The organism is Cytobacillus kochii (genome assembly GCF_044790165.1).
Taxonomy (GTDB): Bacteria; Bacillota; Bacilli; order Bacillales; family Cytobacillaceae; genus Cytobacillus; species Cytobacillus kochii.
The window spans coordinates 3,615,380-3,637,186 of sequence record NZ_CP085254.1; the positions used below are offsets into that span (position 1 = coordinate 3,615,380).

Annotated in this window: 19 protein-coding genes, 22 tRNA genes, 3 rRNA genes and 2 pseudogenes; 11 read left to right on the forward strand and 35 right to left on the reverse strand. The window is 39.7% G+C overall.

Annotated elements, in window-relative coordinates; translation table 11 throughout:
- Positions 1 to 16 precede the first annotated feature (16 nt).
- The 25 genes from LG276_RS18355 to LG276_RS18475 form a co-directional block, all read right to left on the reverse strand.
- A tRNA-Glu gene (locus LG276_RS18355) sits at positions 17 to 88 on the reverse strand.
- A gap of 3 nt (positions 89 to 91) precedes the next feature.
- Positions 92 to 182, reverse strand: a tRNA-Ser gene (locus LG276_RS18360).
- Between the two features lie 3 nt (positions 183 to 185).
- A tRNA-Asn gene (locus tag LG276_RS18365) sits at positions 186 to 260 on the reverse strand.
- Positions 261 to 270: 10 nt separating this feature from the next.
- Positions 271 to 347 (reverse strand) — tRNA-Ile (locus tag LG276_RS18370).
- A gap of 7 nt (positions 348 to 354) precedes the next feature.
- Positions 355 to 425 (reverse strand) — tRNA-Gly (locus LG276_RS18375).
- 2 nt (positions 426 to 427) lie between these two features.
- Positions 428 to 503 (reverse strand) — tRNA-His (locus LG276_RS18380).
- Between the two features lie 9 nt (positions 504 to 512).
- Positions 513 to 585, reverse strand: a tRNA-Phe gene (locus LG276_RS18385).
- A 19-nt stretch (positions 586 to 604) separates the two neighbouring features.
- Positions 605 to 681: transfer RNA gene (locus LG276_RS18390), tRNA-Asp, on the reverse strand.
- Between the two features lie 3 nt (positions 682 to 684).
- Positions 685 to 758 (reverse strand) — tRNA-Met (locus LG276_RS18395).
- A 13-nt stretch (positions 759 to 771) separates the two neighbouring features.
- Positions 772 to 864, reverse strand: a tRNA-Ser gene (locus LG276_RS18400).
- 6 nt (positions 865 to 870) lie between these two features.
- A tRNA-Ile gene (locus LG276_RS18405) sits at positions 871 to 947 on the reverse strand.
- 13 nt (positions 948 to 960) lie between these two features.
- Positions 961 to 1,037: transfer RNA gene (locus tag LG276_RS18410), tRNA-Met, on the reverse strand.
- A 25-nt stretch (positions 1,038 to 1,062) separates the two neighbouring features.
- Positions 1,063 to 1,138: transfer RNA gene (locus tag LG276_RS18415), tRNA-Ala, on the reverse strand.
- Between the two features lie 22 nt (positions 1,139 to 1,160).
- Positions 1,161 to 1,237: transfer RNA gene (locus tag LG276_RS18420), tRNA-Pro, on the reverse strand.
- Positions 1,238 to 1,245: 8 nt separating this feature from the next.
- Positions 1,246 to 1,319: transfer RNA gene (locus LG276_RS18425), tRNA-Arg, on the reverse strand.
- Between the two features lie 15 nt (positions 1,320 to 1,334).
- Positions 1,335 to 1,423 (reverse strand) — tRNA-Leu (locus LG276_RS18430).
- 6 nt (positions 1,424 to 1,429) lie between these two features.
- Positions 1,430 to 1,504: transfer RNA gene (locus LG276_RS18435), tRNA-Gly, on the reverse strand.
- Between the two features lie 19 nt (positions 1,505 to 1,523).
- Positions 1,524 to 1,608: transfer RNA gene (locus LG276_RS18440), tRNA-Leu, on the reverse strand.
- Between the two features lie 17 nt (positions 1,609 to 1,625).
- Positions 1,626 to 1,701, reverse strand: a tRNA-Lys gene (locus tag LG276_RS18445).
- A 14-nt stretch (positions 1,702 to 1,715) separates the two neighbouring features.
- Positions 1,716 to 1,791, reverse strand: a tRNA-Thr gene (locus LG276_RS18450).
- Positions 1,792 to 1,807: 16 nt separating this feature from the next.
- Positions 1,808 to 1,883 (reverse strand) — tRNA-Val (locus LG276_RS18455).
- Between the two features lie 9 nt (positions 1,884 to 1,892).
- Positions 1,893 to 2,009 (reverse strand): 5S ribosomal RNA (rrf, locus tag LG276_RS18460).
- Positions 2,010 to 2,282: 273 nt separating this feature from the next.
- Positions 2,283 to 5,215: ribosomal RNA gene (locus LG276_RS18465) — 23S ribosomal RNA — on the reverse strand.
- 326 nt (positions 5,216 to 5,541) lie between these two features.
- Positions 5,542 to 7,090 (reverse strand): 16S ribosomal RNA (locus tag LG276_RS18470).
- The 16S, 23S and 5S rRNA genes sit together here with 21 tRNA genes alongside, the layout of an rRNA operon.
- A 784-nt stretch (positions 7,091 to 7,874) precedes the next feature.
- Positions 7,875 to 8,750, reverse strand: coding sequence for a DMT family transporter (locus LG276_RS18475; protein ID WP_251163662.1), 876 nt, complete (start codon positions 8,748 to 8,750; stop codon positions 7,875 to 7,877).
- 127 nt (positions 8,751 to 8,877) lie between these two features.
- Between LG276_RS18475 and LG276_RS18480 the strand changes: the two genes are divergently transcribed.
- From LG276_RS18480 to LG276_RS18490, 3 genes are all read left to right on the forward strand, one after another.
- Entirely contained in the window at positions 8,878 to 9,573 is a 696-nt protein-coding gene (locus LG276_RS18480) for an MgtC/SapB family protein (RefSeq protein ID WP_224937914.1), read from the forward strand.
- Positions 9,574 to 9,635: 62 nt separating this feature from the next.
- Positions 9,636 to 9,708, forward strand: a tRNA-Ala gene (locus tag LG276_RS18485).
- A 317-nt stretch (positions 9,709 to 10,025) separates the two neighbouring features.
- On the forward strand, positions 10,026 to 10,856 hold the full coding sequence (locus LG276_RS18490; protein ID WP_224937915.1) for an SRPBCC domain-containing protein: 831 nt from the start codon (positions 10,026 to 10,028) through the stop codon (positions 10,854 to 10,856).
- Between the two features lie 115 nt (positions 10,857 to 10,971).
- On the opposite strand, the gene LG276_RS18495 is transcribed toward LG276_RS18490, so the two are convergent.
- Positions 10,972 to 11,199, reverse strand: coding sequence for a hypothetical protein (locus LG276_RS18495; RefSeq protein WP_251163663.1), 228 nt, complete (start codon positions 11,197 to 11,199; stop codon positions 10,972 to 10,974).
- Between the two features lie 120 nt (positions 11,200 to 11,319).
- Between LG276_RS18495 and LG276_RS18500 the strand changes: the two genes are divergently transcribed.
- Complete coding sequence (locus LG276_RS18500) at positions 11,320 to 11,607, forward strand: YolD-like family protein (protein WP_224937916.1); 288 nt, start codon at positions 11,320 to 11,322, stop codon at positions 11,605 to 11,607.
- Between the two features lie 280 nt (positions 11,608 to 11,887).
- Here the strand turns inward: LG276_RS18500 and LG276_RS18505 are convergent, their stop codons facing one another.
- Positions 11,888 to 13,126 carry an IS110 family transposase gene (locus LG276_RS18505; RefSeq protein ID WP_251163664.1) on the reverse strand — a complete coding sequence of 413 codons (1,239 nt, stop codon included), beginning with the start codon at positions 13,124 to 13,126 and terminating at the stop codon, positions 11,888 to 11,890.
- Positions 13,127 to 13,588: 462 nt separating this feature from the next.
- On the opposite strand from LG276_RS18505, the gene LG276_RS18510 reads away from it, so the two are divergent.
- A complete protein-coding gene (locus LG276_RS18510; protein WP_251163363.1) occupies positions 13,589 to 14,365 on the forward strand; it encodes a class I SAM-dependent methyltransferase in 777 nt (258 codons plus the stop codon).
- Between the two features lie 39 nt (positions 14,366 to 14,404).
- Here LG276_RS18510 and LG276_RS18515 read toward each other — a convergent pair whose 3' ends face one another.
- A complete protein-coding gene (locus LG276_RS18515; RefSeq protein WP_251163369.1) occupies positions 14,405 to 14,557 on the reverse strand; it encodes a DUF3597 family protein in 153 nt (50 codons plus the stop codon).
- Between the two features lie 203 nt (positions 14,558 to 14,760).
- Positions 14,761 to 15,052: pseudogene (locus LG276_RS18520) on the reverse strand (M15 family metallopeptidase); the annotation flags it as partial.
- Between the two features lie 262 nt (positions 15,053 to 15,314).
- On the opposite strand from LG276_RS18520, the gene LG276_RS18525 reads away from it, so the two are divergent.
- Positions 15,315 to 15,524 (forward strand): hypothetical protein, encoded by a 210-nt coding sequence (locus tag LG276_RS18525; RefSeq protein WP_251163362.1) that lies wholly within the window; start codon positions 15,315 to 15,317, stop codon positions 15,522 to 15,524.
- Positions 15,525 to 15,568: 44 nt separating this feature from the next.
- On the opposite strand, the gene LG276_RS18530 is transcribed toward LG276_RS18525, so the two are convergent.
- On the reverse strand, positions 15,569 to 15,712 hold the full coding sequence (locus LG276_RS18530; protein ID WP_251163361.1) for a hypothetical protein: 144 nt from the start codon (positions 15,710 to 15,712) through the stop codon (positions 15,569 to 15,571).
- 147 nt (positions 15,713 to 15,859) lie between these two features.
- Here LG276_RS18530 and LG276_RS18535 point away from each other — a divergent pair, with 147 nt between their 5' ends.
- Entirely contained in the window at positions 15,860 to 16,393 is a 534-nt protein-coding gene (locus LG276_RS18535) for a GNAT family N-acetyltransferase (protein ID WP_251163360.1), read from the forward strand.
- Positions 16,394 to 16,638: 245 nt separating this feature from the next.
- On the opposite strand, the gene LG276_RS18540 is transcribed toward LG276_RS18535, so the two are convergent.
- Entirely contained in the window at positions 16,639 to 16,764 is a 126-nt protein-coding gene (locus LG276_RS18540; protein WP_285840956.1) for a hypothetical protein, read from the reverse strand.
- Positions 16,765 to 17,307: 543 nt separating this feature from the next.
- Between LG276_RS18540 and LG276_RS18545 the strand changes: the two genes are divergently transcribed.
- Positions 17,308 to 17,751 carry a DUF2383 domain-containing protein gene (locus tag LG276_RS18545; RefSeq protein ID WP_224937924.1) on the forward strand — a complete coding sequence of 148 codons (444 nt, stop codon included), beginning with the start codon at positions 17,308 to 17,310 and terminating at the stop codon, positions 17,749 to 17,751.
- Positions 17,752 to 17,982: 231 nt separating this feature from the next.
- On the opposite strand, the gene LG276_RS18550 is transcribed toward LG276_RS18545, so the two are convergent.
- The 4 genes and pseudogenes from LG276_RS18550 to LG276_RS18565 all read right to left on the reverse strand — a co-directional run.
- Positions 17,983 to 18,147, reverse strand: a complete 165-nt coding sequence (locus LG276_RS18550) for a YopX family protein (RefSeq protein ID WP_251163359.1) — start codon at positions 18,145 to 18,147, stop codon at positions 17,983 to 17,985.
- Positions 18,148 to 18,470: 323 nt separating this feature from the next.
- Positions 18,471 to 18,731, reverse strand: a complete 261-nt coding sequence (locus tag LG276_RS18555; protein WP_251163358.1) for a hypothetical protein — start codon at positions 18,729 to 18,731, stop codon at positions 18,471 to 18,473.
- A 49-nt stretch (positions 18,732 to 18,780) separates the two neighbouring features.
- A complete protein-coding gene (locus LG276_RS18560; RefSeq protein WP_251163357.1) occupies positions 18,781 to 18,933 on the reverse strand; it encodes a hypothetical protein in 153 nt (50 codons plus the stop codon).
- Positions 18,933 to 19,281 (reverse strand): annotated as a pseudogene (locus LG276_RS18565) (DUF1064 domain-containing protein); the annotation flags it as partial. The pseudogene LG276_RS18565 and the gene LG276_RS18560, both read right to left, overlap by 1 nt.
- A 150-nt stretch (positions 19,282 to 19,431) precedes the next feature.
- Here LG276_RS18565 and LG276_RS18570 point away from each other — a divergent pair.
- The 3 genes from LG276_RS18570 to LG276_RS18580 all read left to right on the forward strand — a co-directional run bounded on the left by LG276_RS18570 (position 19,432) and on the right by LG276_RS18580 (position 21,624).
- Positions 19,432 to 19,932, forward strand: a complete 501-nt coding sequence (locus LG276_RS18570; protein WP_251163356.1) for an SRPBCC domain-containing protein — start codon at positions 19,432 to 19,434, stop codon at positions 19,930 to 19,932.
- A gap of 329 nt (positions 19,933 to 20,261) precedes the next feature.
- Positions 20,262 to 20,786 carry a GNAT family N-acetyltransferase gene (locus LG276_RS18575; RefSeq protein ID WP_404292485.1) on the forward strand — a complete coding sequence of 175 codons (525 nt, stop codon included), beginning with the start codon at positions 20,262 to 20,264 and terminating at the stop codon, positions 20,784 to 20,786.
- Between the two features lie 613 nt (positions 20,787 to 21,399).
- The gene (locus LG276_RS18580; protein ID WP_095372124.1) at positions 21,400 to 21,624 is read left to right on the forward strand and encodes a hypothetical protein; all 225 of its coding nucleotides are present in this window, start codon (positions 21,400 to 21,402) and stop codon (positions 21,622 to 21,624) included.
- Positions 21,625 to 21,807: the final 183 nt, after the last annotated feature.

Here is a 21,807-nt window from a genome sequence, read left to right on the forward strand (position 1 = left end):
GACAGCTTCTTTTTTATGACCCCTACGGGATTCGAACCCGTGTTACCGCCGTGAAAGGGCGGTGTCTTAACCGCTTGACCAAGGGGCCAACTGGCGGAGAAGGAGGGATTTGAACCCTCGCGCCGGTTGCCCGACCTACACCCTTAGCAGGGGCGCCTCTTCAGCCACTTGAGTACTTCTCCATATGGCTCCGCAGGTAGGATTCGAACCTACGACCGTTCGGTTAACAGCCGAATGCTCTACCACTGAGCTACTGCGGAATAATATAAATGGTGGGCCTAAATGGACTCGAACCATCGACCTCACGCTTATCAGGCGTGCGCTCTAACCAGCTGAGCTATAGGCCCCTATTTAAGCGGGTGAAGGGAATCGAACCCTCATCATCAGCTTGGAAGGCTGAGGTTTTACCACTAAACTACACCCGCAATGGGGCGGCTGATGGGAATCGAACCCACGAATGTCGGAACCACAATCCGATGCGTTAACCACTTCGCCACAACCGCCATAAAAGATGGCTCAGGACGGAATCGAACCGCCGACACAAGGATTTTCAGTCCTTTGCTCTACCGACTGAGCTACTGAGCCAAAATAATAAATATGTAAATGGCGGTCCGGACGGGACTCGAACCCGCGACCTCCTGCGTGACAGGCAGGCATTCTAACCAACTGAACTACCGGACCAGATTGCGGGGGCAGGATTTGAACCTGCGACCTTCGGGTTATGAGCCCGACGAGCTACCGGACTGCTCCACCCCGCGATAATAATATGAATGGCGGAGGAAGAGGGATTCGAACCCCCGCGGGCTTTAACACCCCTGTCGGTTTTCAAGACCGATCCCTTCAGCCAGACTTGGGTATTCCTCCGAATAATGGTGGACCTTGTAGGACTCGAACCTACGACCGGACGGTTATGAGCCGTCTGCTCTAACCAGCTGAGCTAAAGGTCCATCATTCTATCTATGGTAGCGGCGGAGGGGATCGAACCCCCGACCTCACGGGTATGAACCGTACGCTCTAGCCAGCTGAGCTACACCGCCATAGAATATATTGTATAAAATTAATTGGTGGAGCCTAGCGGGATCGAACCGCTGACCTCCTGCGTGCAAAGCAGGCGCTCTCCCAGCTGAGCTAAGGCCCCTAAAATAAATATGTATATCTAGTGGTCGGGAAGACAGGATTCGAACCTGCGACCCCTTGGTCCCAAACCAAGTGCTCTACCAAGCTGAGCTACTTCCCGAAACATAACGCGCCCGAGAGGAGTCGAACCCCTAACCTTTTGATCCGTAGTCAAACGCTCTATCCAATTGAGCTACGGGCGCTTAATTTTAAAAGAATGGTGCCGAGGACCGGAATCGAACCGGTACGGTAGTCACCTACCGCAGGATTTTAAGTCCTGTGCGTCTGCCAGTTCCGCCACCCCGGCACATATTGGAGCGGAAGACGGGATTCGAACCCGCGACCCTCACCTTGGCAAGGTGATGTTCTACCACTGAACTACTTCCGCAAATATTTAAAATGAAAAATGGTGCGGGTGAAGGGAGTCGAACCCCCACGCCTTGCGGCGCCAGATCCTAAGTCTGGTGCGTCTGCCAATTCCGCCACACCCGCATATTAAGATGATCAAATGGTGAGCCATGAAGGACTCGAACCTTCGACCCTCTGATTAAAAGTCAGATGCTCTACCAACTGAGCTAATGGCTCGTACAAAGCACGAGTGGTGCCGGCCAGAGGACTTGAACCCCCAACCTACTGATTACAAGTCAGTTGCTCTACCAATTGAGCTAGGCCGGCAAATACACACAAAAAATGGTGGAGGATGACGGGATCGAACCGCCGACCCTCTGCTTGTAAGGCAGATGCTCTCCCAGCTGAGCTAATCCTCCAATATGTATGCCCGGCAACGTCCTACTCTCACAAGGGGACAGCCCCTAACTACCATCGGCGCTGAGAAGCTTAACTTCCGTGTTCGGTATGGGAACGGGTGTGACCTTCTCGCTATCGCCACCGGACTTTTTAAAGACATTTATTATTATAACGTCTTTTATGAAAATTTCAAGAGAAATTTTAAATCATTCTCTGAAAACTAGGTAATGTTGAAGAAGATATTTATTGAGTAATCGCCTGAATGCGTGCTGTAGGCTACTACTTACGTAGTGCTGTCCAGCTGCGGCGCCTAGGTGCTCGAGGTCATAAGTCAAATTTGTCATGAGGTTAAAGAACAACCTCCTGTCAAATCCGTCTTATGCTTGTCGCACCTGTGCAAGGCGCCTCCGCATTTCGAATTGGTTAAGTCCTCGATCGATTAGTATTAGTCAGCTGCATGTGTCGCCACACTTCCACCTCTAACCTATCAACCTGATCATCTTTCAGGGATCTTACTAGCTTGCGCTATGGGAAATCTCATCTCGAGGGGGGCTTCATGCTTAGATGCTTTCAGCACTTATCCCTTCCGCACATAGCTACCCAGCGATGCCTTTGGCAAGACAACTGGTACACCAGCGGTGCGTCCATCCCGGTCCTCTCGTACTAAGGACAGCTCCTCTCAAATTTCCTGCGCCCACGACGGATAGGGACCGAACTGTCTCACGACGTTCTGAACCCAGCTCGCGTACCGCTTTAATGGGCGAACAGCCCAACCCTTGGGACCGACTACAGCCCCAGGATGCGATGAGCCGACATCGAGGTGCCAAACCTCCCCGTCGATGTGGACTCTTGGGGGAGATAAGCCTGTTATCCCCGGGGTAGCTTTTATCCGTTGAGCGATGGCCCTTCCATGCGGAACCACCGGATCACTAAGCCCGACTTTCGTCCCTGCTCGACTTGTAGGTCTCGCAGTCAAGCTCCCTTGTGCCTTTACACTCTACGAATGATTTCCAACCATTCTGAGGGAACCTTTGGGCGCCTCCGTTACTCTTTAGGAGGCGACCGCCCCAGTCAAACTGCCCACCTGACACTGTCTCCCATCCCGATAAGGGATGTGGGTTAGAATTTCAATACAGCCAGGGTAGTATCCCACCGACGCCTCCACCGAAGCTAGCGCTCCGGCTTCTAAGGCTCCTACCTATCCTGTACAAGCTGTACCAAAATTCAATATCAGGCTACAGTAAAGCTCCACGGGGTCTTTCCGTCCTGTCGCGGGTAACCTGCATCTTCACAGGTACTATAATTTCACCGAGTCTCTCGTTGAGACAGTGCCCAGATCGTTACGCCTTTCGTGCGGGTCGGAACTTACCCGACAAGGAATTTCGCTACCTTAGGACCGTTATAGTTACGGCCGCCGTTTACTGGGGCTTCGATTCAAAGCTTCGCGTGAGCTAACCTCTCCTCTTAACCTTCCAGCACCGGGCAGGCGTCAGCCCCTATACTTCGCCTTGCGGCTTCGCAGAGACCTGTGTTTTTGCTAAACAGTCGCCTGGGCCTATTCACTGCGGCTCATCAAGGCTTTAACACCCTAATGAGCACCCCTTCTCCCGAAGTTACGGGGTCATTTTGCCGAGTTCCTTAACGAGAGTTCTCTCGCTCACCTTAGGATTCTCTCCTCGCCTACCTGTGTCGGTTTGCGGTACGGGCACCTTATTCCTCGCTAGAGGCTTTTCTTGGCAGTGTGGAATCAAGAACTTCGGTACTAAATTTCCCTCGCTATCACAGCTCAAGGTATATGACCATGGGATTTGCCTCATGGTCCCTCTAACTGCTTAGACGCACATCCAATCGTGCGCTTACCCTATCCTCCTGCGTCCCCCCATCACTCAAACAGAATACGGTGGTACAGGAATATCAACCTGTTGTCCATCGCCTACGCTTTTCAGCCTCGGCTTAGGTCCCGACTAACCCTGAGCGGACGAGCCTTCCTCAGGAAACCTTAGGCATTCGGTGGATGGGATTCTCACCCATCTTTCGCTACTCATACCGGCATTCTCACTTCTAAGCGCTCCACCAGTCCTTACGGTCTAGCTTCAACGCCCTTAGAACGCTCTCCTACCACTGAACATCAACGATGTTCAATCCACAGCTTCGGTGATACGTTTAGCCCCGGTACATTTTCGGCGCGGAGTCACTCGACCAGTGAGCTATTACGCACTCTTTAAATGGTGGCTGCTTCTAAGCCAACATCCTGGTTGTCTAAGCAACTCCACATCCTTTTCCACTTAACGTATACTTTGGGACCTTAGCTGGTGGTCTGGGCTGTTTCCCTCTTGACTACGGATCTTATCACTCGCAGTCTGACTCCCATGGATAAATCTTTGGCATTCGGAGTTTGTCTGAATTCGGTAACCCGATGAGGGCCCCTAGTCCAAACAGTGCTCTACCTCCAAGATTCTTACGCATGAGGCTAGCCCTAAAGCTATTTCGGAGAGAACCAGCTATCTCCAAGTTCGATTGGAATTTCTCCGCTACCCACACCTCATCCCCGCACTTTTCAACGTACGTGGGTTCGGGCCTCCATCCAGTGTTACCTGGACTTCACCCTGGACATGGGTAGATCACCTGGTTTCGGGTCTACGACCACATACTCATTCGCCCTATTCAGACTCGCTTTCGCTACGGCTCCGTCTGTCCAACTTAACCTCGCATGTAATCGTAACTCGCCGGTTCATTCTACAAAAGGCACGCTATCACCCATTAACGGGCTCTAACTACTTGTAGGCACACGGTTTCAGGATCTCTTTCACTCCCCTTCCGGGGTGCTTTTCACCTTTCCCTCACGGTACTGGTTCACTATCGGTCACTAGGGAGTATTTAGCCTTGGGAGATGGTCCTCCCTGCTTCCGACGGGATTTCTCGTGTCCCGCCGTACTCAGGATCCACTCTGGAGGGAACGAAGTTTCAACTACAGGGCTTTTACCTCCTATGGCGGGCCTTTCCAGACCTCTTCGTCTATCTCGTTCCTTTGTAACTCCGTATAGAATGTCCTACAACCCCAAGAGGCAAGCCTCTTGGTTTGGGCTAATCCCGTTTCGCTCGCCGCTACTCAGGGAATCGCGTTTGCTTTCTCTTCCTCCGGGTACTTAGATGTTTCAGTTCCCCGGGTCTGCCTTCCATACCCTATGTATTCAGGTATGGATCCTATCCCATAACGGATAGGGGGTTTCCCCATTCGGAAATCTCCGGATCAAAGCTTACTTACAGCTCCCCGAAGCATATCGGTGTTAGTCCCGTCCTTCATCGGCTCCTAGTGCCAAGGCATTCACCGTGCGCCCTTATTAACTTAACCATTGTTCGGCTTGCGATAAGCTACGCATTTCGGCGTCAGTTCACTCGTCAACATCCTCATGTGCACAAGACGCACACTCCGGTGTTTCCTCGCTCGCTTCCTTGAACTACTTGCTTCTCACAACCCTCACGGTTGTGTTTATTAAAAAAAGTTTAGTATCTTAAATCAATCTATAATAATAGAGAGAAAAAATAACTAAGGTGGCGATTACTCGGTAATCTTCTTCATTACATTATCTAGTTTTCAAAGAACGATTGAATCGAGAGATTATACTCTCAAAACTGAACGAACAGTCCAACATCAAGTTAATTCCGTATATTCCTTAGAAAGGAGGTGATCCAGCCGCACCTTCCGATACGGCTACCTTGTTACGACTTCACCCCAATCATCTGTCCCACCTTAGGCGGCTGGCTCCAAAAGGTTACCCCACCGACTTCGGGTGTTACAAACTCTCGTGGTGTGACGGGCGGTGTGTACAAGGCCCGGGAACGTATTCACCGCGGCATGCTGATCCGCGATTACTAGCGATTCCGGCTTCATGTAGGCGAGTTGCAGCCTACAATCCGAACTGAGAATGGTTTTATGGGATTGGCTAAACCTCGCGGTCTTGCAGCCCTTTGTACCATCCATTGTAGCACGTGTGTAGCCCAGGTCATAAGGGGCATGATGATTTGACGTCATCCCCACCTTCCTCCGGTTTGTCACCGGCAGTCACCTTAGAGTGCCCAACTGAATGCTGGCAACTAAGATCAAGGGTTGCGCTCGTTGCGGGACTTAACCCAACATCTCACGACACGAGCTGACGACAACCATGCACCACCTGTCACTCTGTCCCCCGAAGGGGAAAGTCCTATCTCTAGGATTGTCAGAGGATGTCAAGACCTGGTAAGGTTCTTCGCGTTGCTTCGAATTAAACCACATGCTCCACCGCTTGTGCGGGCCCCCGTCAATTCCTTTGAGTTTCAACCTTGCGGTCGTACTCCCCAGGCGGAGTGCTTAATGCGTTTGCTGCAGCACTAAAGGGCGGAAACCCTCTAACACTTAGCACTCATCGTTTACGGCGTGGACTACCAGGGTATCTAATCCTGTTTGCTCCCCACGCTTTCGCGCCTCAGCGTCAGTTACAGACCAGAAAGTCGCCTTCGCCACTGGTGTTCCTCCAAATCTCTACGCATTTCACCGCTACACTTGGAATTCCACTTTCCTCTTCTGCACTCAAGTTCCCCAGTTTCCAATGACCCTCCACGGTTGAGCCGTGGGCTTTCACATCAGACTTAAGGAACCGCCTGCGCGCGCTTTACGCCCAATAATTCCGGACAACGCTTGCCACCTACGTATTACCGCGGCTGCTGGCACGTAGTTAGCCGTGGCTTTCTGGTTAGGTACCGTCAAGGTACCGGCAGTTACTCCGGTACTTGTTCTTCCCTAACAACAGAGTTTTACGATCCGAAAACCTTCATCACTCACGCGGCGTTGCTCCGTCAGACTTTCGTCCATTGCGGAAGATTCCCTACTGCTGCCTCCCGTAGGAGTCTGGGCCGTGTCTCAGTCCCAGTGTGGCCGATCACCCTCTCAGGTCGGCTACGCATCGTCGCCTTGGTGAGCCGTTACCTCACCAACTAGCTAATGCGCCGCGGGCCCATCTGTAAGTGATAGCAGAACCATCTTTCAATCTAATTATATGTATAAATAGATATTATCCGGTATTAGCCCCGGTTTCCCGGAGTTATCCCAGTCTTACAGGCAGGTTGCCCACGTGTTACTCACCCGTCCGCCGCTAATCTTTGGGAGCAAGCTCCCTCAGATTCGCTCGACTTGCATGTATTAGGCACGCCGCCAGCGTTCGTCCTGAGCCAGGATCAAACTCTCCAATAAAGTGTTTGATTAGCTCGTTTGCACCTATGGTGCTTTGTTGCTGATAAATCAGCTTTTTTAGAATTACGCTTGACGTTTTACGTTCGTTCAGTTTTCAAAGAACAATCTCGTTCGCTTCAAAAGCGACTTTATTATCATAACATCCCGTCTACATCACGTCAACCATTTTTTTAAATAATTTAAGTGATTTAAATTAGTAAATTTTTCTTTTATCGGGAACAAAAATAACTATATCATGATTAAAAAGTGTTTGCAATATAATTTTTAAAGTTTTATTCAAGTTTTTCATATTTTTATTAAGTATGGTAGCTATCATATAGTTAAGCGTTTCCATTTATTGATAATCACAAGAAACTATTGATTATCTTTGCTTTACTTATATATAGATACTCTTCGATTATTCTTCCCTTTTTCTAAGCCCCGTCTTAACTCAATAAGTAATCCCTCTTTCTCTTCATACTTATCATAGATAGTTGTCATAAAGTTGAAAATGGGTCATATAATCTACTAATCTCATTCTATTATATATGAAAGGTGTGAATAGAGCTGGAAGATGTAGCACTATACGTATCAGTAATTATGGCCCTTTTTTTATTTTCATTCGCTTATGTGGAAGGTATTCGCATCGCTAATTCACCAGGTAAAGTATATGGAGGAACTTTCATCTTCACCGTAACAGCAGCATTTATTTTTAGTAGATTATCCTATTTATTTATATAAAAAAGGTGAGCTCATTCTTGGCTCACCTTTTGCTTCATTTCTTAATACTTGAACTTCAATATGCCTATAGTCGTTTCTTTCTTGTCCTTCTTTCATCTATTAAAAAGAAAGATAGCCCTACTATAACAAATAGCCCACCCAAAATTTGTGTCCAAGCTATTCTTTCTTGTAGTACAAAATAAGCTAAAATGGCTGAACCCACAGGTTCAAACAAAGTCGCCATCGAAATAACAGAAGTACTTAAATACTTTACAGACCAATTAAATAATGTATGGCCTAATAATGTTGGAAAAAGTGCTAAGAGAATTAAAAAAATCCAGTCATTTACTTGATAAGGATACAAAGGTTGTTTGTTAAGCATGACATAGATAAAAAGTGTCAATGTACTAATACTGTATACAATAAATGTATAAGTAATGAGCGATACTCTTTGACGGACGGTCTGCCCAAACAGTAAATACCCTGTTACTAGCCCACAGGCGATAAGTGCTAACAAATCTCCATAGAGCGCCCTTTCACTTAGTAGAAAATCACCCCAGCTAATAATGATACAACCGCCTATCGCAGTTATAGTTGACAAAATGGATTTCCAAGAAGTTTTTTCTTTAAAGAAGAGATAAGTACCTATAAATGCAAAAATCGGTTGTAAGGCAACTAACACAGTCGAGCTAGCAACCGATGTGTATTGAAGAGACTCAAACCATAAAATAAAATGGAAAGCTAAAAAAATACCCGCAATGATAGAAAACAGCCAATCCTTGATTGTAATATGACGAATTTCATGGACATATTTTAAAAGAAATATTGGCATCATAAGCACGACTGAAAAAAGGAGACGATAAAAAGCAATAATACCAGGGGGAGCTGAAATCAACTTTACAAAAATGGCTGAAGTTGAAACTGAAACAACACCTATAGCTAATACAAAAAACGGATTCATCTTCACTACCCCATGCTATCACCTTGTCTCTATTATATTGTTATTTAGGTATAGACTATTTTACACCTTAAACCTATAGTAAAGGTATCTAATTTAAAATTTATTAAATGATAAAGCAGGCGATAATATGTACGGATTAGAAATGGATGTCCTAATAAAGTTAGGGATTTCAGCTGTGCTTGGTCTTATTATAGGACTAGAAAGAGAACTAAAACGTAAACCAGTTGGCTTAAAAACAAGCCTAGTCATTTCAATCGTTAGCTGCCTTCTCACTATTGTGTCAATAGAATCAGCATACATATTTCCAGGTAATGACGATATTAATATTACAATGGATCCTTTACGTTTAGCAGCTCAAATTGTATCAGGAATTGGCTTTCTTGGCGCAGGGGTCATATTGAGGAGAGGGAATGATAGTATCTCCGGCCTCACAACAGCCGCCTTAATTTGGGGCGCAGCCGGGATTGGTATCGCTGTTGGAGCTGGATATTACATGGAGGCTGTTGCAGGCGTCGTATTACTTATTATTTCAGTTGAAGTTGTTCCCTACTTATTAGGGCTTATTGGCCCAAGACAACTACGAGAAAAAGAGATTACGATGAAAATGGCAGTTGAAACGAAGGAACAGATCACGACTATTATTCATACCATTAAAGAGCAGCAAGCGGCTATTCGCAGGATGAGAATTAAAGATACTGAAGAGGGCTACCCACAAGTTTATTTAACTATTGCAGTTGATTATCGTAAAAAAACAACTGACTTTTATCATACAATTTCTCAAGTGCCAGGAGTAAAGTCGATGGAAATAGAAAGCTTGCACTAATTTTTTTATTTTTGACTATTGAAAAATATTCATTCTCTCGCTATAATTTCTATATATCTAGCGGGGGATTAGCTCAGCTGGGAGAGCGCATCGCTGGCAGCGATGAGGTCAGGGGTTCGAGCCCCCTATTCTCCATACCAAGAAGCCTTGATTTATCAGGGCTTCTTTTATTTTTCCCTATTTATGATTTATCCCCTAAGTTCCCTTTGCCGTCATTTTGCCGTCAAAATTCATTTTTTTATATTTTTTTATGATTTAAATGACACTTTCTACCTGCTTAAGTACATTCAAAATTAATTCCTTATTATTCAACAAACGGGGCATTTAACGGAATAAGGTATATCAATAGAAAGTTGGTAATGGATGGTGAAATGAAATATAATTGAGTATATTAAGCTGGTCGTCCACACTTAAGAGGCATATATACTTAAAAAGTCTAGGAGTGATAGATGATGAATCCCAAAATTGATATTGTAACAATTCCTGTTGAGAATTTAGATCTGTCAACAGGATTTTACAGAGAAGTATTCGCTCTTCCAGAAGATAAAATTTCATCGGGTGAAGATCACGTTGCTTTCTTTCTAGAAGGAGAAATGTCTTTAGTTTTGTATGAGCGTTCAGGGTTCGCTCAGATGACTGAACAGCATGAAGATAATCTAAACGCTTCTAGCGTTATTTTCAGTCACACCGCTAAAGATACTAAGGAGGTTAATTCCATTCTTTCACGTGCATTAAGAGCTGGCGGCACGGTTACGAAAGAAGGTACCGCAGATGATTGGGGATATACAGGCCTTTTTAAAGACACAAATGGATATACTTGGGAAATAATGTCTTGGCTCGAAACGGATGATACGTACACTATAGAAGTAAACAGAGAATATAAGTATAAACCAGAAATTCTATTTGATGCTTGGACATCCCCTCAAATACTTAAGGACTTATTCGGGCTTACAGAAATTGATATGGATGTTCGTGTTGGGGGAAGCTTTCGTTTGGCTACAAATCAAGTTAAGGAATTACCTGGAATGCATACTGAATCTGGAGAGTATAAGGTTATTGAACCATATAAACGCATTGAAAAAAGCTGGAATTATGAAGGACCAATGTCACCAGACAAAACGCTAAACTCAGAAATTATATTAGAGTTTAATGAGACTCAACCAAATGTTACAAAAGTCGTTTTGCGTGAAATAAGCTCCTTTCTTTCTAATGTTGATAAAAGGAATCAAGCCAGAGATAAATGGACACATGCATTAATTGAGATTGATGCTCTCCTCGAGTAAATAATATCGTGTTATCAATCTTCCATTAAACCAGCTAATAGTAGGTAGCTGCTTATTCAAGATCGAGCGCGATTGTGGAGTAATCGTCCCTTTTCTTATATAACTAACGTGGGCTTTAGTGAAATAACCTCATATAAAATTCAAAAGCCCCTCTTATTAAAGAGCGTTTTTTATTGATAAAATATCTATAGACTCCTTGTATAGAATCTCTTTGCCACAACAATATTAAAACTTCAGTTTTCTCCCTATGTGCCTCAACTACTGCATTCCCCAGCTCTTCTAATTCAAATTCATCCCTTGAAGGTCTTTGCGGTTTTGACTTTTTCGGCATTTTCACTCCCATGATTAAGCTCCTCTCCTTACTTTCCTGACTGGACCAATCGATAGGACATTACTTACCTTAAAAGTGCGCTGCTCTCTTATGATTCGTGATCGTGGAAAAATGAAATGGCAAGGGTTCTTTATGAGCGAACACACCGAATTACTTAAGCAGATACCCGCCGAATATGAAAAAGTGAAAAAGCCAGAGTTAGATGAGCAACAACTTCAAGAAATACAGATAATAACAATGGAATCATTAAACTACACCCTTACAATCAAAATGACCATCTGGATTGATGGATTCACAAAAACTTATGAGGGCATAGTCGATAAAATCGACCATATTAATATGTACATTCATTTGGAAACGAACGATTTAAAAATCTTAAAATTTCACATAGATGAAGTGATATCAGTCGAAAGGGTATAACAACATGACTAGGATTAATGAAACCGATCGTGATGTGCTAGAGCAAGCTATATAATTTTTTTCAATCCAAGAATTAAGAATAAGTGTGAAAATGTTAAATTTTCATTTGACATAAGAGGTACTTTAAAGGGGAATTCTTCAACTAAACCAGCTAATAGTTTGTCAACATTTTTCAATAAAAAGATTAATAATGTCATGATATACTAAAATTGAACATGCCAAATCACCTTCCTCTATTTTGTAATTGGAAGGTTTTGTTGTATTTAGTGAGATATAGTTTTTAATCTATATCTTGGAAGTTAGTTCTGCTTTTTAGTAAGGCGTAAATCCAATGTAAGAGTTTATTTACACAGGCTATAACTGCTACTCTGAAGGGTTTTCCTTCTTCACGTTTCTTATCGTAAAACTCTCTTAATCTTTTATTACGTGCTATTATCTCATCAGTCGTTTTTTTCTTACGAGAATCACGAATACCACTTTGAACAGCCATATATAAGGCATGACGAAGCCTACAAGAACCTCGTTTGGTAATTCGGTTGACTGATGCGGTAAACTTACCTGAAGAGTAAACGCTAGGATCTACTCCAGCGAATGCAACGAGCTTTTTGGCATCACTGAACCGATCTATCTCTCCAATCTCGGATATAATCGTGGCGGCGATTTTCTCTCCGATTCCAGGGATAGACTGAAGTATATGATATTCTTCAATTTCTTTAGCGAGGGCATCTATTTCAGCTGCAATCTTAGATAGATGCTCTTGATATTGAAGAACCATATTAACTAATAGCTCGAGATTAAAAATATGACTCTGATACAGGTTGTTCTGAAACGGGTTACGAAGGGCTGCATCTTTTAATTTCTCTGCTCGTTCTTTTGCCCAAAGTTCTGAACGACTCATACATAACGAACCTATCTTCTCTGATAATTCTTTCTCACTTACACTTAAAACTGCCTCTGATGTAGGGAATGCTAATAAGGTAAGTAACGATACCTTTGAATATAAACTTCCAAATACACCTCGATATTCAGGAAATACTTGATCCAACAAAGAGTGCAGCTGTAACTTAGTTTTTGCTGAAATTTCCGCAATACTTTCTTGTTGTCTTGTAAGGTTACGAAGGTTTAATAGTTGAATACCTCGTTTTTTATAAGGTTCTAATTCTTCTTTATAGAACAGCTCACAAAGGTGATAGGCATCGACTGCATCTGTTTTAACCTTTCGCAAACTTGAACTCTTTGCTCTGTGTGAAATAAGAGGATTGACAACAATATAAACATAATTTTGCTCCTCAAGGAAATGAATGACAGGAATATGGTAGTGTCCAGTTGATTCTAAAACGACCGAAGGTTGATAACCACCAGCTGAACTCTCAACCTCTTTAAGGAACTCTAATAAACTACCTAATCCTTCAGTAGTATGTTTGATACTAAAGCTCTTACGATAAGGTCTACCTTTATCTAAAAATGCTTGAACCTGACTTTCACCTTTTGATACATCCAGACCAATGACTGGATTCATACAATATCTCCTCCTAGAAATACATCATTTGTCGGTAACCCCTAAAGCTTCTTGTAATGTCATAGGTTCGCTTGTTAAACGGGATCTCTTTGTCCCAACCAGCCTGAAACATGTTTATACAAGTAGGGGGTGAACAGTTTAGCTAACGGGATTTATTCCCACGGGTGCGACGTTCTACCCCGACTACCGTTATCATAAGACCATATAAAAATAGGTCAACCAGAAAAATCTGGCTAACCTTATATTACGAACGGGTGCAAGAGTTAAAAATGAGGATCGCTAGAGCGTTCTTTTTTTCTTGTTTAACAAACGTAGCATGTTTGTAGTACAGTACGGATTTTTCAAAAGTAGTTTAACTATAATAAAAACTTATAAAAATAGATAAATAATTCTAAATTTTACTACAATTATTAATAGTGTAGAATTAAAATTGAGAACAGTTCAAAAAAGGGGATGCTAAGTATGGGGATTGATTTTCATAAAGATGAAAATCGTAAGACTTATGCGACTCGAAAAGCAGATAAATCGTGGATGGATGCTATAAAGGAGCTTGTACCAATACAACAAATTTCTAATGCATTAGATATAGGGTGTGGTGGAGGAATTTATTCTAAGGCATTAACTGATATGGGCGTAAAATCTATTACTGGTGTCGACTTTTCCAATGCAATACTTGAAGGTGCTAAAGAAAACTGTAAAGATTATAGGAACATAACTTTTAAACAAGGAAATGCTTTACATACGGAATTGGAAAGTGGCTGTTATGATTTTTTGCTTGAAAGAGCATTGATCCATCATATAGGCGATTTACAGCATTGTTTTATGGAGGCATATAGATTATTACAAGATAATGGATACTTCATTATTCAAGACCGTACGCCCGAAGACTGTTTATTAAAAGGGAGTGACAGTCATATAAGAGGGTATTTCTTTGATTTATTTCCAAAGTTAATAAGTAAAGAAACTAAACGGAGATATAGTAGCCAATATGTTGAGGAAGCACTTCAGCAAGTAGGGTTCAGAGAGATTCAAGAAGTTAAATTATGGGAAATTCGAAGGGTGTATGATTCCAAAGAACAATTACTTCAAGATTTAAGCAAAAGAACAGGAAGAAGCATTCTACATGATTTAGAAGCTAGAGAATTGAAAGTATTAATTAACTATATAGATGAATTAATTTCAATTGAGCAGAACATAGTTGAAAAAGACAGATGGACGATTTGGAAAGCAGTTAAATAGTTGTATCTCTTATTATTTTTGTGAACAAATACACTTATTTTAAGCACGCAACTTCTTTAGTAACTGTGTGTTTTGCGCGCCTGTACCTCTATAATTTTTAATACCATATTTAACAGCAAGTTTTTTACGGTTAGTCATGGAAGAATCGACATTAATTGATTTCAGATAGTCAACCACACTAGTTGCTTTCATATCGCCCTTTGGCTTTGCTTTGCTGAGCTGGTTTAGCCCCACTTTGCAGTTTTTTCAATAATGTTTTGTTTTGCTCGGGTGTCCCCTTATAATTATTTATGCCATCCTGTTGAGCGATTTTTTTACGATTAGAGAATGAAGAATCAATCAATCCCTTTTGATTTAAGGTAATCCACAATACTTGTAGCAATATTAGATGGCTTAGTACCTTCACCTTTAGACGAAGTATCCACATTTGAACCGTTAAACGTATCTGTTCCATAACCTTTATAAATAAATTGAAGGTGTGGCTTATCAATAAAACTTTTCCAATCTCCACCCCACTCAAAACCAAGGCGCTTGGCTTCTTTAATAGCTTTTTTACATCGGCTGCACCATATCTCTTCCAAAGAGTCTCACCTTTTGAGTTAACCGGAACAAAATCCAAAGTGTGTCCTACCAATGATAAGAACGTATAGTTTGAGAAGCTCCATTATTTACATGGGTGCCGGGGATTCCTGGATTTTTTTATTGCTTACTGCGACATTTACGGCAAATCCCCCTATGTTCAAAGACCATTGTTTCTTTTACTGGAAGTACGACAAAGCAAACGCTACAACTCGTCATCTTCATATAATCAACTCCCTCTATCTTTTGTTTCATAAGAGAACTTTCAATTCTCTAATATGTTTTAAAACATACCCCCTATTCTTCACTTGTTTAACAATCCAAATTATGTTAATTTTTAAATAACTAATCATGTAAAGGGTGTGCAGTAATGATTCGTTTAATAATAGTATTTATTGCTACATTAGGTGCAACCTTAACTACATTCAGACATTTTATTAATGGTGGTTGGCTACCTGAATCACTTAGTTCAACGAGTCAAATTTTATTTTTTATTATGATGATTTTGGGATTATTGGCATTAGGCTATGAGTTTCGTAAATACTTTTATGAAAGAGGTAACGAGACTAAAGATAATTAACTCCTCCTACCTTGTTTAGGCTCCCTGCGTATTTCGGACAGTGCCTAAAATGTTTGGTTCTTAATATCTTCTACCACTCGAAAAGCTTCATGGGGACTCAATCCTTCATCTTCAACCATTCCGAGCAAGCCAGTTATTATAAATCCATGATTCAGATTCTTTTCATTGAATTTCAAATCTTTTTCCAAGGATACTCCTCCTACCTTTTTTTCATCAAATTTATTACTAAAAACAATTTTGTTATAATATAAAAACACCTAAATGAAGGGACTGAACTATGTACAGATATCAATATCAAACCCTCAGATAATAAAAACAATACGGAGGTAAAAATATTGATTAAAAAACTCAACACACCGCGATTATTATTAAAAAAAATGGACGTATTAGACTCAGCCGAGCTTTTTCAGATATGGTCTGATCCTGAAGTAACAAAATTTATGAACATCGAAAGTTTTAATAATGAAAATCAAGTCAAAGAAATGATTTTATTATTTGACAAACTTTCAAAAAATGATGAAGCAATTCGTTACACTCTAATTGAATTAAAATCAAACCAAATTATTGGTACATGTGGATTTAATTATATTGATTTTGAAAACGCTAAAGCCGAAATTGGATATGACCTAAATAAAATATATTGGGGACAAGGATTTGCTAAAGAGGCAATCACTTGTTTAATCCAACATGCTTTCAATGTATTAAATCTCAATAGAATAGAAGCTAAAATCGAACCAGAAAATACTAATTCAATACAATTGATTGAAAAGCTAAATTTCACATATGAAGGGACATTAAGACAATCAGAGAAATCTAAGGGTCGATATATTGATCTTAAAATATATTCCAAATTAGCATCAGATTCTTAAGAATAAAGAAGAGCTGCATTCACTGCACTCTTCTTTATTTATTTGAGACTAGAATTAGTTTATTTATCTATCATTTTGTTTCGTTAAATTATCGAAATATATAAATTATTTACAAACTATTAATTACATCAACCAAAATAAATAGTAAAATATTCTTATGAATATTCAATTTATTTATTGAAAGGTTTGATCTTGTTGAGATATTATTTTGATTTTTTTTTGGCAATTTTACTAACTGCTTTATCTTATTTCATCGGCAGTACTCTTCTTAGTAATGGATTACCAATATGGCAAGCTCTAATAATTGGCGCTACCGTTGTCTTATTAGGTGCTATTACAGAAGCATTAAAAGGTCCTATGTGGTTAATCATCTTAGTGCCTTTCCCAATTGGGATGCTTTCGCTTTTTCTCTTCTTAAATGAACCTTGGCTAACGTGGCTACTTACTTATTCAATAACATTAGCTATATACTCAGTAATACACGTTATCATGAGCTTATTTTTTAAATTCCATTCTTTAATTCCTGCTTGGAAATTGTCCTAATTGATTAGAGAATCTATAGTGGGTTCTCTTTTTTCATTTGTGAAACATTTTGCTTACTGAGTTTACTTCCAATGTAATTCCTCCTTAATTAACGTTTTTTTCTTTTGTATAAAAAAATGAACAAAATTTGCTTTTCATTCGTCTAACTATATATTCAAAATAAAGAGGTGGATCAAATGGATGAAAGTCATATTCTCTCTGTAGTTGCAATTGCTTGTGCTCTGTTCGCTATTTACTACGATCGAAATAAGAAGAAAAATTAAGTAATATAATTTGCTAATCAATTTCAACCTAGCTCTTAGTGCTACTCTAAATTTTGCATATAATTTGCCTTTGAAGTTTAAACTGTTCTTATGAAAGGAGTGATATCAATGGAAGATCAACAAATCATAAAAACCTTAAACAAGCTACTTCAAGGACAATATATGGGTATACATTCATATGAAAACTTCATTAAAAAATTGGATGACTCCTCTCCATTACGCAGTATGTTCATTACAATACAAAAGGACTTGAAGTATCATGCAGAGTTATTATCTGAACGAATTCAAGAATTACATGGAACTCCTGAGACTAGTGAAGGAGTAATTGGTAAGATAGAACTTTTTATTAGTGAAAATATTGATCGTCCTCATGATGAAAAAGAAATCTTAAAACATGCTATAAAAGGAGAAAACCTTTATGGAATAAAAATGACCGAGAACTTGGTACGAGATAAACTAGATGATAAAAGTTTAAATCTTGTTCATAGGATCTTAGATAAACAAAGAGAACATGTGGATACTCTAAAAAGTAAACTGCATTCTAACAATTAATTAATAAGAAAATCAATCGGCTTAGCTAGGAAATTTCCTAGCTGCCGGTAGGAAACAAATTAATTCAAGAGTTGATTAAATGTTTGTCCTCGTATAAACTACTTCAAATTTATTGGAGTCATTCTAGAACGGAACCGAACTACTGGCTTTAACCAAATCGCCATGTTCATCAACTGCTATGAACGTAGAACAATAAAATGACCCCCATGATTCATGGAATTTAACAACTCCTTATCCGCCTAACGGCCGCTTTACAATATCCCCCTCATAAATCTCCTTGCCGTTTTTGTCTTTAAACCCTGTGTACTGACGTAAGATCACATCACCGTAATTTCCATCTAAAGAAAAATGACACCAATCTCCTTGCTCACCATCAAAATTTCCTACAACGGTCATTAAAATTTATTGAAATCGGAGTAAAGTGTTCTCCTGTTGGCTTATAAATTGCATCAAACTTTATCTCACGCACGTTCATTCCTCCGTTTTTACATACTTTGCAATAAAATTGGCAACCTTAAATTTAGAAAGGATGTGTCTTATGTTTCCTGCATAAAAAAAGAAACTGGTTTCTCTTATGTGGATGGGTGTTGGGAGTGCTGTCCTTTCCAGTATCTTTAGTGCCATTCTCATTAGTCTTGTGGTTATAATTAATAAGAAAATCAATCGGCTTAGCTAGGAATTTTCCTAGCTGCCGGTAGGGAACAAATTAATTCTTGTGATTAATTAACGAAAACAGTCTCATCTGTAACTTGATCATTGCTCGTAATTTCCACAACGGTTTTTTCTGATGGTCTCAATTTGAATTGATCAATCTCATAATCTTTGATTATAGAAACGCTACTGACATAGCCAGATTTATAGGTTGAAAACTCACCATCCCACTCCCATTTACTATTAAGATTCGGGTATCTATCACTTTTGTCTTTACCCCCAAAAATACCCTTGCCTCCATATAACCCCACATTGATTACTTCGCTCATTTTTTCTCCTCCATTTAACGAAACACAATACAAAATTAGTAATCTCCCCTCACCTCATAAGCCCCGGCACTGGGGAAAATAACCCATGCCGTTTGCTATATGGATTTTCATTTCTAATCTGCTGCTTCGATATCCCTTCCTCATAGATGGGCTTTTCTCGATCAAGGCTAACCGCATTCGTTTCTACGATTCTTCTAGCCATTAACTTACCTCCACGAATCCCCTATCTCGGTCATATTTTAGTAATTTAATAGAATCCATATATGACGCTCGAACAGTTTTCTTTTTATTGAAAATTCTTTGGTGACTGTTCCTTTTATATCAATGATCTCTATTGTTCCATCTAATTTTTCTACTTCAAAATCAGCAACATATTCAATCTTTCTGTAAGTCTTTCCGTTCTTTTTAAACCCTCTTGAAGAAGGTATCTCGGTTGCATCTTAAACCCTTTAATCTATTTAGCTTGCAGCAACCATTTTAATTGGCCGTAATACATTGCTTCTGCTTTGCTATCAAACTTATGTCCATCGACAACTTGTTTGTGGTTGCCTTACTTGTTGTATTTTCTTGCTCCCATAATATTATCCAATATTGGTTATACTATTTTTTTGAAAGGCACTTTCGTTATATAAGAACAACGTTTAAAGTAGAGACGTAGGAATGAATAAACAGAATAATAATCGTTGAGAGGATGGTTCAGATGGCAAAAACATCAATAACAACCCTTAATATGAAACGCAAATTTAATGTTCCAGCAGAAAAAGTATTTGACGCGTGGACTAAAGCAGACACGATTAAAAAGTGGATGTTCACCATGGAACATACAAATAAAGTGGCAAAGAGTAATCCTCGTGTAGGTGGAACATGGGAAGTTGTGGATCATCGGGATGGGAAAGATTATCGAGCTATTGGAGAATACAAATTGGTTGAACCACCAGCGAAACTTATTTTCACATTCAAAATGCCTCAATTTAGTGATTTAGAAGACGACATTACAGTGGAAATCGAATCGCTTGAATCAGGCTGTGAAATGATTTTCACACAAGAAATTAACGTAATCCATGAAAAAGATTGGACTACTGAAGATATTCAAAAAGCACATGAAGATTGGAAAAAAGAGACCGAACAAGGTTGGCATTATATGTTCTTAGGTTTGAAAGAATTGGTAGAAACAGGAAAGAATACATATCCATCATTTTAATAAAAATAAGGCTAACTTTAACAAGAAACATGTTTGAAGCAAAGTATAAAATAGTCAGATTCCATATCACAATTAGCAAAAAAGAGAAATTTAAAAGTTTCTCTTCTTTGCTTTTTTTATTTATTTCTGTGCAAGTTCAGAAGCAATTTTTTCGACTTCAATATAAGCATTTTCTAATATTGCCTAAGGTTTTACTTAAAGAAACGGAGAATTTAGGTGAAGAGGCTATTCATTTACTATGGTGAAATATGTATTTAAGGTAACATATAAAAGGAGGCTAAATACTATAAGAAATGTTTGTAGAATAAAAGCAAGGGGGAAGAACTAACTTGAAAATCACAACAGAAAGACTACTAATCAGACCTTTTAAGCGTAATGATTTACAGGATGTATTTGCTATTTATAAGAATGATGATACTTGTAAGTTCCTATTACATGAGAAGTGGACTGACGAAGATATGAACAAAAGGTTTGATAAAAAGCTAGCAAACTATGCACTCACTAAAGAATCCATGTTAAGTTTAGCAGTTATATACAAGACTAAAGTAGTTGGTGATTTATCCGTATGGTATACAGGTATGAAAGACACTGTTGAGATTGGTTATAGTTTTTCAAATGAAGTATCTGGTAGAGGTTTGGCGACAGAAGCAGTAAGTAGTTTGGTCTATAAATTATTTGATGAATTGAAAGTGCATCGTATACAAGCTAATCTAGATGCACGAAATATAGCTTCACAAAAATTATGTGAAAGAATTGGTATGAGAAAGGAAGCACATTTCATACAAGATTTTTGGAATAAAAATGAATGGACAGATAGTATTGTGTATGGCATGTTACCTTCCGATTTGAAGTAATTGACTTACTTATTTGTATTAATGATGACTTATGTTAAAAAGCCCTTCCAAATGGAAAGGCTTTTACAACTAAAGTACAAGTTCATTTAGTGGTATAAGTTTTTTGTTTTGTTTTTGGCTGAAGGTTTGATTTACCTATTTTGTAGTTATTAATCATTTTGTAAGAGCTTGCCTCAATGATGTAGCAGGACGTTTTAATAAGAATTTCAAATCGGAATGTGTGGATTCTAATCTGTAATTTGGGGATCCTGTTTCTCAACACGAACTTCCAAGCCTTGTTTCTTATATCAATTGCTTTTTGAGACTTGTCGTCACGTACACCAACAACTACTTCTTCTATTGATAATTTGGTAAATAAATACGCTACAACTTTAGAACGTAAATTTCCAGTTGCCCCAGTTATTAACCTTCACTATGGTGGTTATTTTTGATCCTAATACCTATATTATTTGTAATCTAGGACTTATGTAAGTAGGTACTTTTCATAAAATGCATAAAGGAGGCACCTTCATTTGGGTGCTTTTTTAAATAAACTTAATAATTCTTTAATACAGCTCATACATGCACCCAATCCCTTCAAAATCATAAGATGCTTTGAAGGAGTGATATCACCATGCCATGGCAACATAAAATTAATTATTTAATTGGCCAACCAATTGGTATTTCATTCACCAATGGTCAAGGAACATCAGGGAAACTTTGTGGTACATCTCAAAGAAAATTATTAGTGATTGAATATTTATATCAATCCCAATTCGCATTAAAGCAATATGATTTTCATATGATTCAAGATATAAGTGGGTTTCCATCCTGTCATAACCAACAACCATTATATTGAAGCACAGCCCACATCAGTGGGCTGTTTTTTTAAGAAACATTATACATAATCTATCTGTAATTCATCCTGTATTCGCAGATACATTGATTCATTAAAATATACATCTACTTCGAAGCACTTGATTCTGATATTTTGAAATACAAAAGCATAACTGGTAAAGAGCATGAAATATGTAAATGACTT

What these genes read in the sequence shown, in the direction of transcription:
- LG276_RS18475 (WP_251163662.1), bottom strand. Translation starts at nt 8,750, where the DNA reads ATGAATCCGTTTTTTGTATTAGCTATAGGTGTTGTTTCAGTTTCAACT.
- LG276_RS18480 (WP_224937914.1), top strand. Translation starts at nt 8,878, where the DNA reads ATGTACGGATTAGAAATGGATGTCCTAATAAAGTTAGGGATTTCAGCT.
- LG276_RS18490 (WP_224937915.1), top strand. Translation starts at nt 10,026, where the DNA reads ATGAATCCCAAAATTGATATTGTAACAATTCCTGTTGAGAATTTAGAT.
- LG276_RS18495 (WP_251163663.1), bottom strand. Translation starts at nt 11,199, where the DNA reads ATGGGAGTGAAAATGCCGAAAAAGTCAAAACCGCAAAGACCTTCAAGG.
- LG276_RS18500 (WP_224937916.1), top strand. Translation starts at nt 11,320, where the DNA reads ATGAGCGAACACACCGAATTACTTAAGCAGATACCCGCCGAATATGAA.
- LG276_RS18505 (WP_251163664.1), bottom strand. Translation starts at nt 13,126, where the DNA reads ATGAATCCAGTCATTGGTCTGGATGTATCAAAAGGTGAAAGTCAGGTT.
- LG276_RS18510 (WP_251163363.1), top strand. Translation starts at nt 13,589, where the DNA reads ATGGGGATTGATTTTCATAAAGATGAAAATCGTAAGACTTATGCGACT.
- LG276_RS18515 (WP_251163369.1), bottom strand. Translation starts at nt 14,557, where the DNA reads ATGAAAGCAACTAGTGTGGTTGACTATCTGAAATCAATTAATGTCGAT.
- LG276_RS18525 (WP_251163362.1), top strand. Translation starts at nt 15,315, where the DNA reads ATGATTCGTTTAATAATAGTATTTATTGCTACATTAGGTGCAACCTTA.
- LG276_RS18540 (WP_285840956.1), bottom strand. Translation starts at nt 16,764, where the DNA reads ATGATTAACCACATAGGACCTTTTAATGCTTCTGTAATAGCACCTAAT.
- LG276_RS18545 (WP_224937924.1), top strand. Translation starts at nt 17,308, where the DNA reads ATGGAAGATCAACAAATCATAAAAACCTTAAACAAGCTACTTCAAGGA.
- LG276_RS18550 (WP_251163359.1), bottom strand. Translation starts at nt 18,147, where the DNA reads ATGACCGTTGTAGGAAATTTTGATGGTGAGCAAGGAGATTGGTGTCAT.
- LG276_RS18555 (WP_251163358.1), bottom strand. Translation starts at nt 18,731, where the DNA reads ATGAGCGAAGTAATCAATGTGGGGTTATATGGAGGCAAGGGTATTTTT.
- LG276_RS18560 (WP_251163357.1), bottom strand. Translation starts at nt 18,933, where the DNA reads ATGGCTAGAAGAATCGTAGAAACGAATGCGGTTAGCCTTGATCGAGAA.
- LG276_RS18570 (WP_251163356.1), top strand. Translation starts at nt 19,432, where the DNA reads ATGGCAAAAACATCAATAACAACCCTTAATATGAAACGCAAATTTAAT.
- LG276_RS18580 (WP_095372124.1), top strand. Translation starts at nt 21,400, where the DNA reads ATGCCATGGCAACATAAAATTAATTATTTAATTGGCCAACCAATTGGT.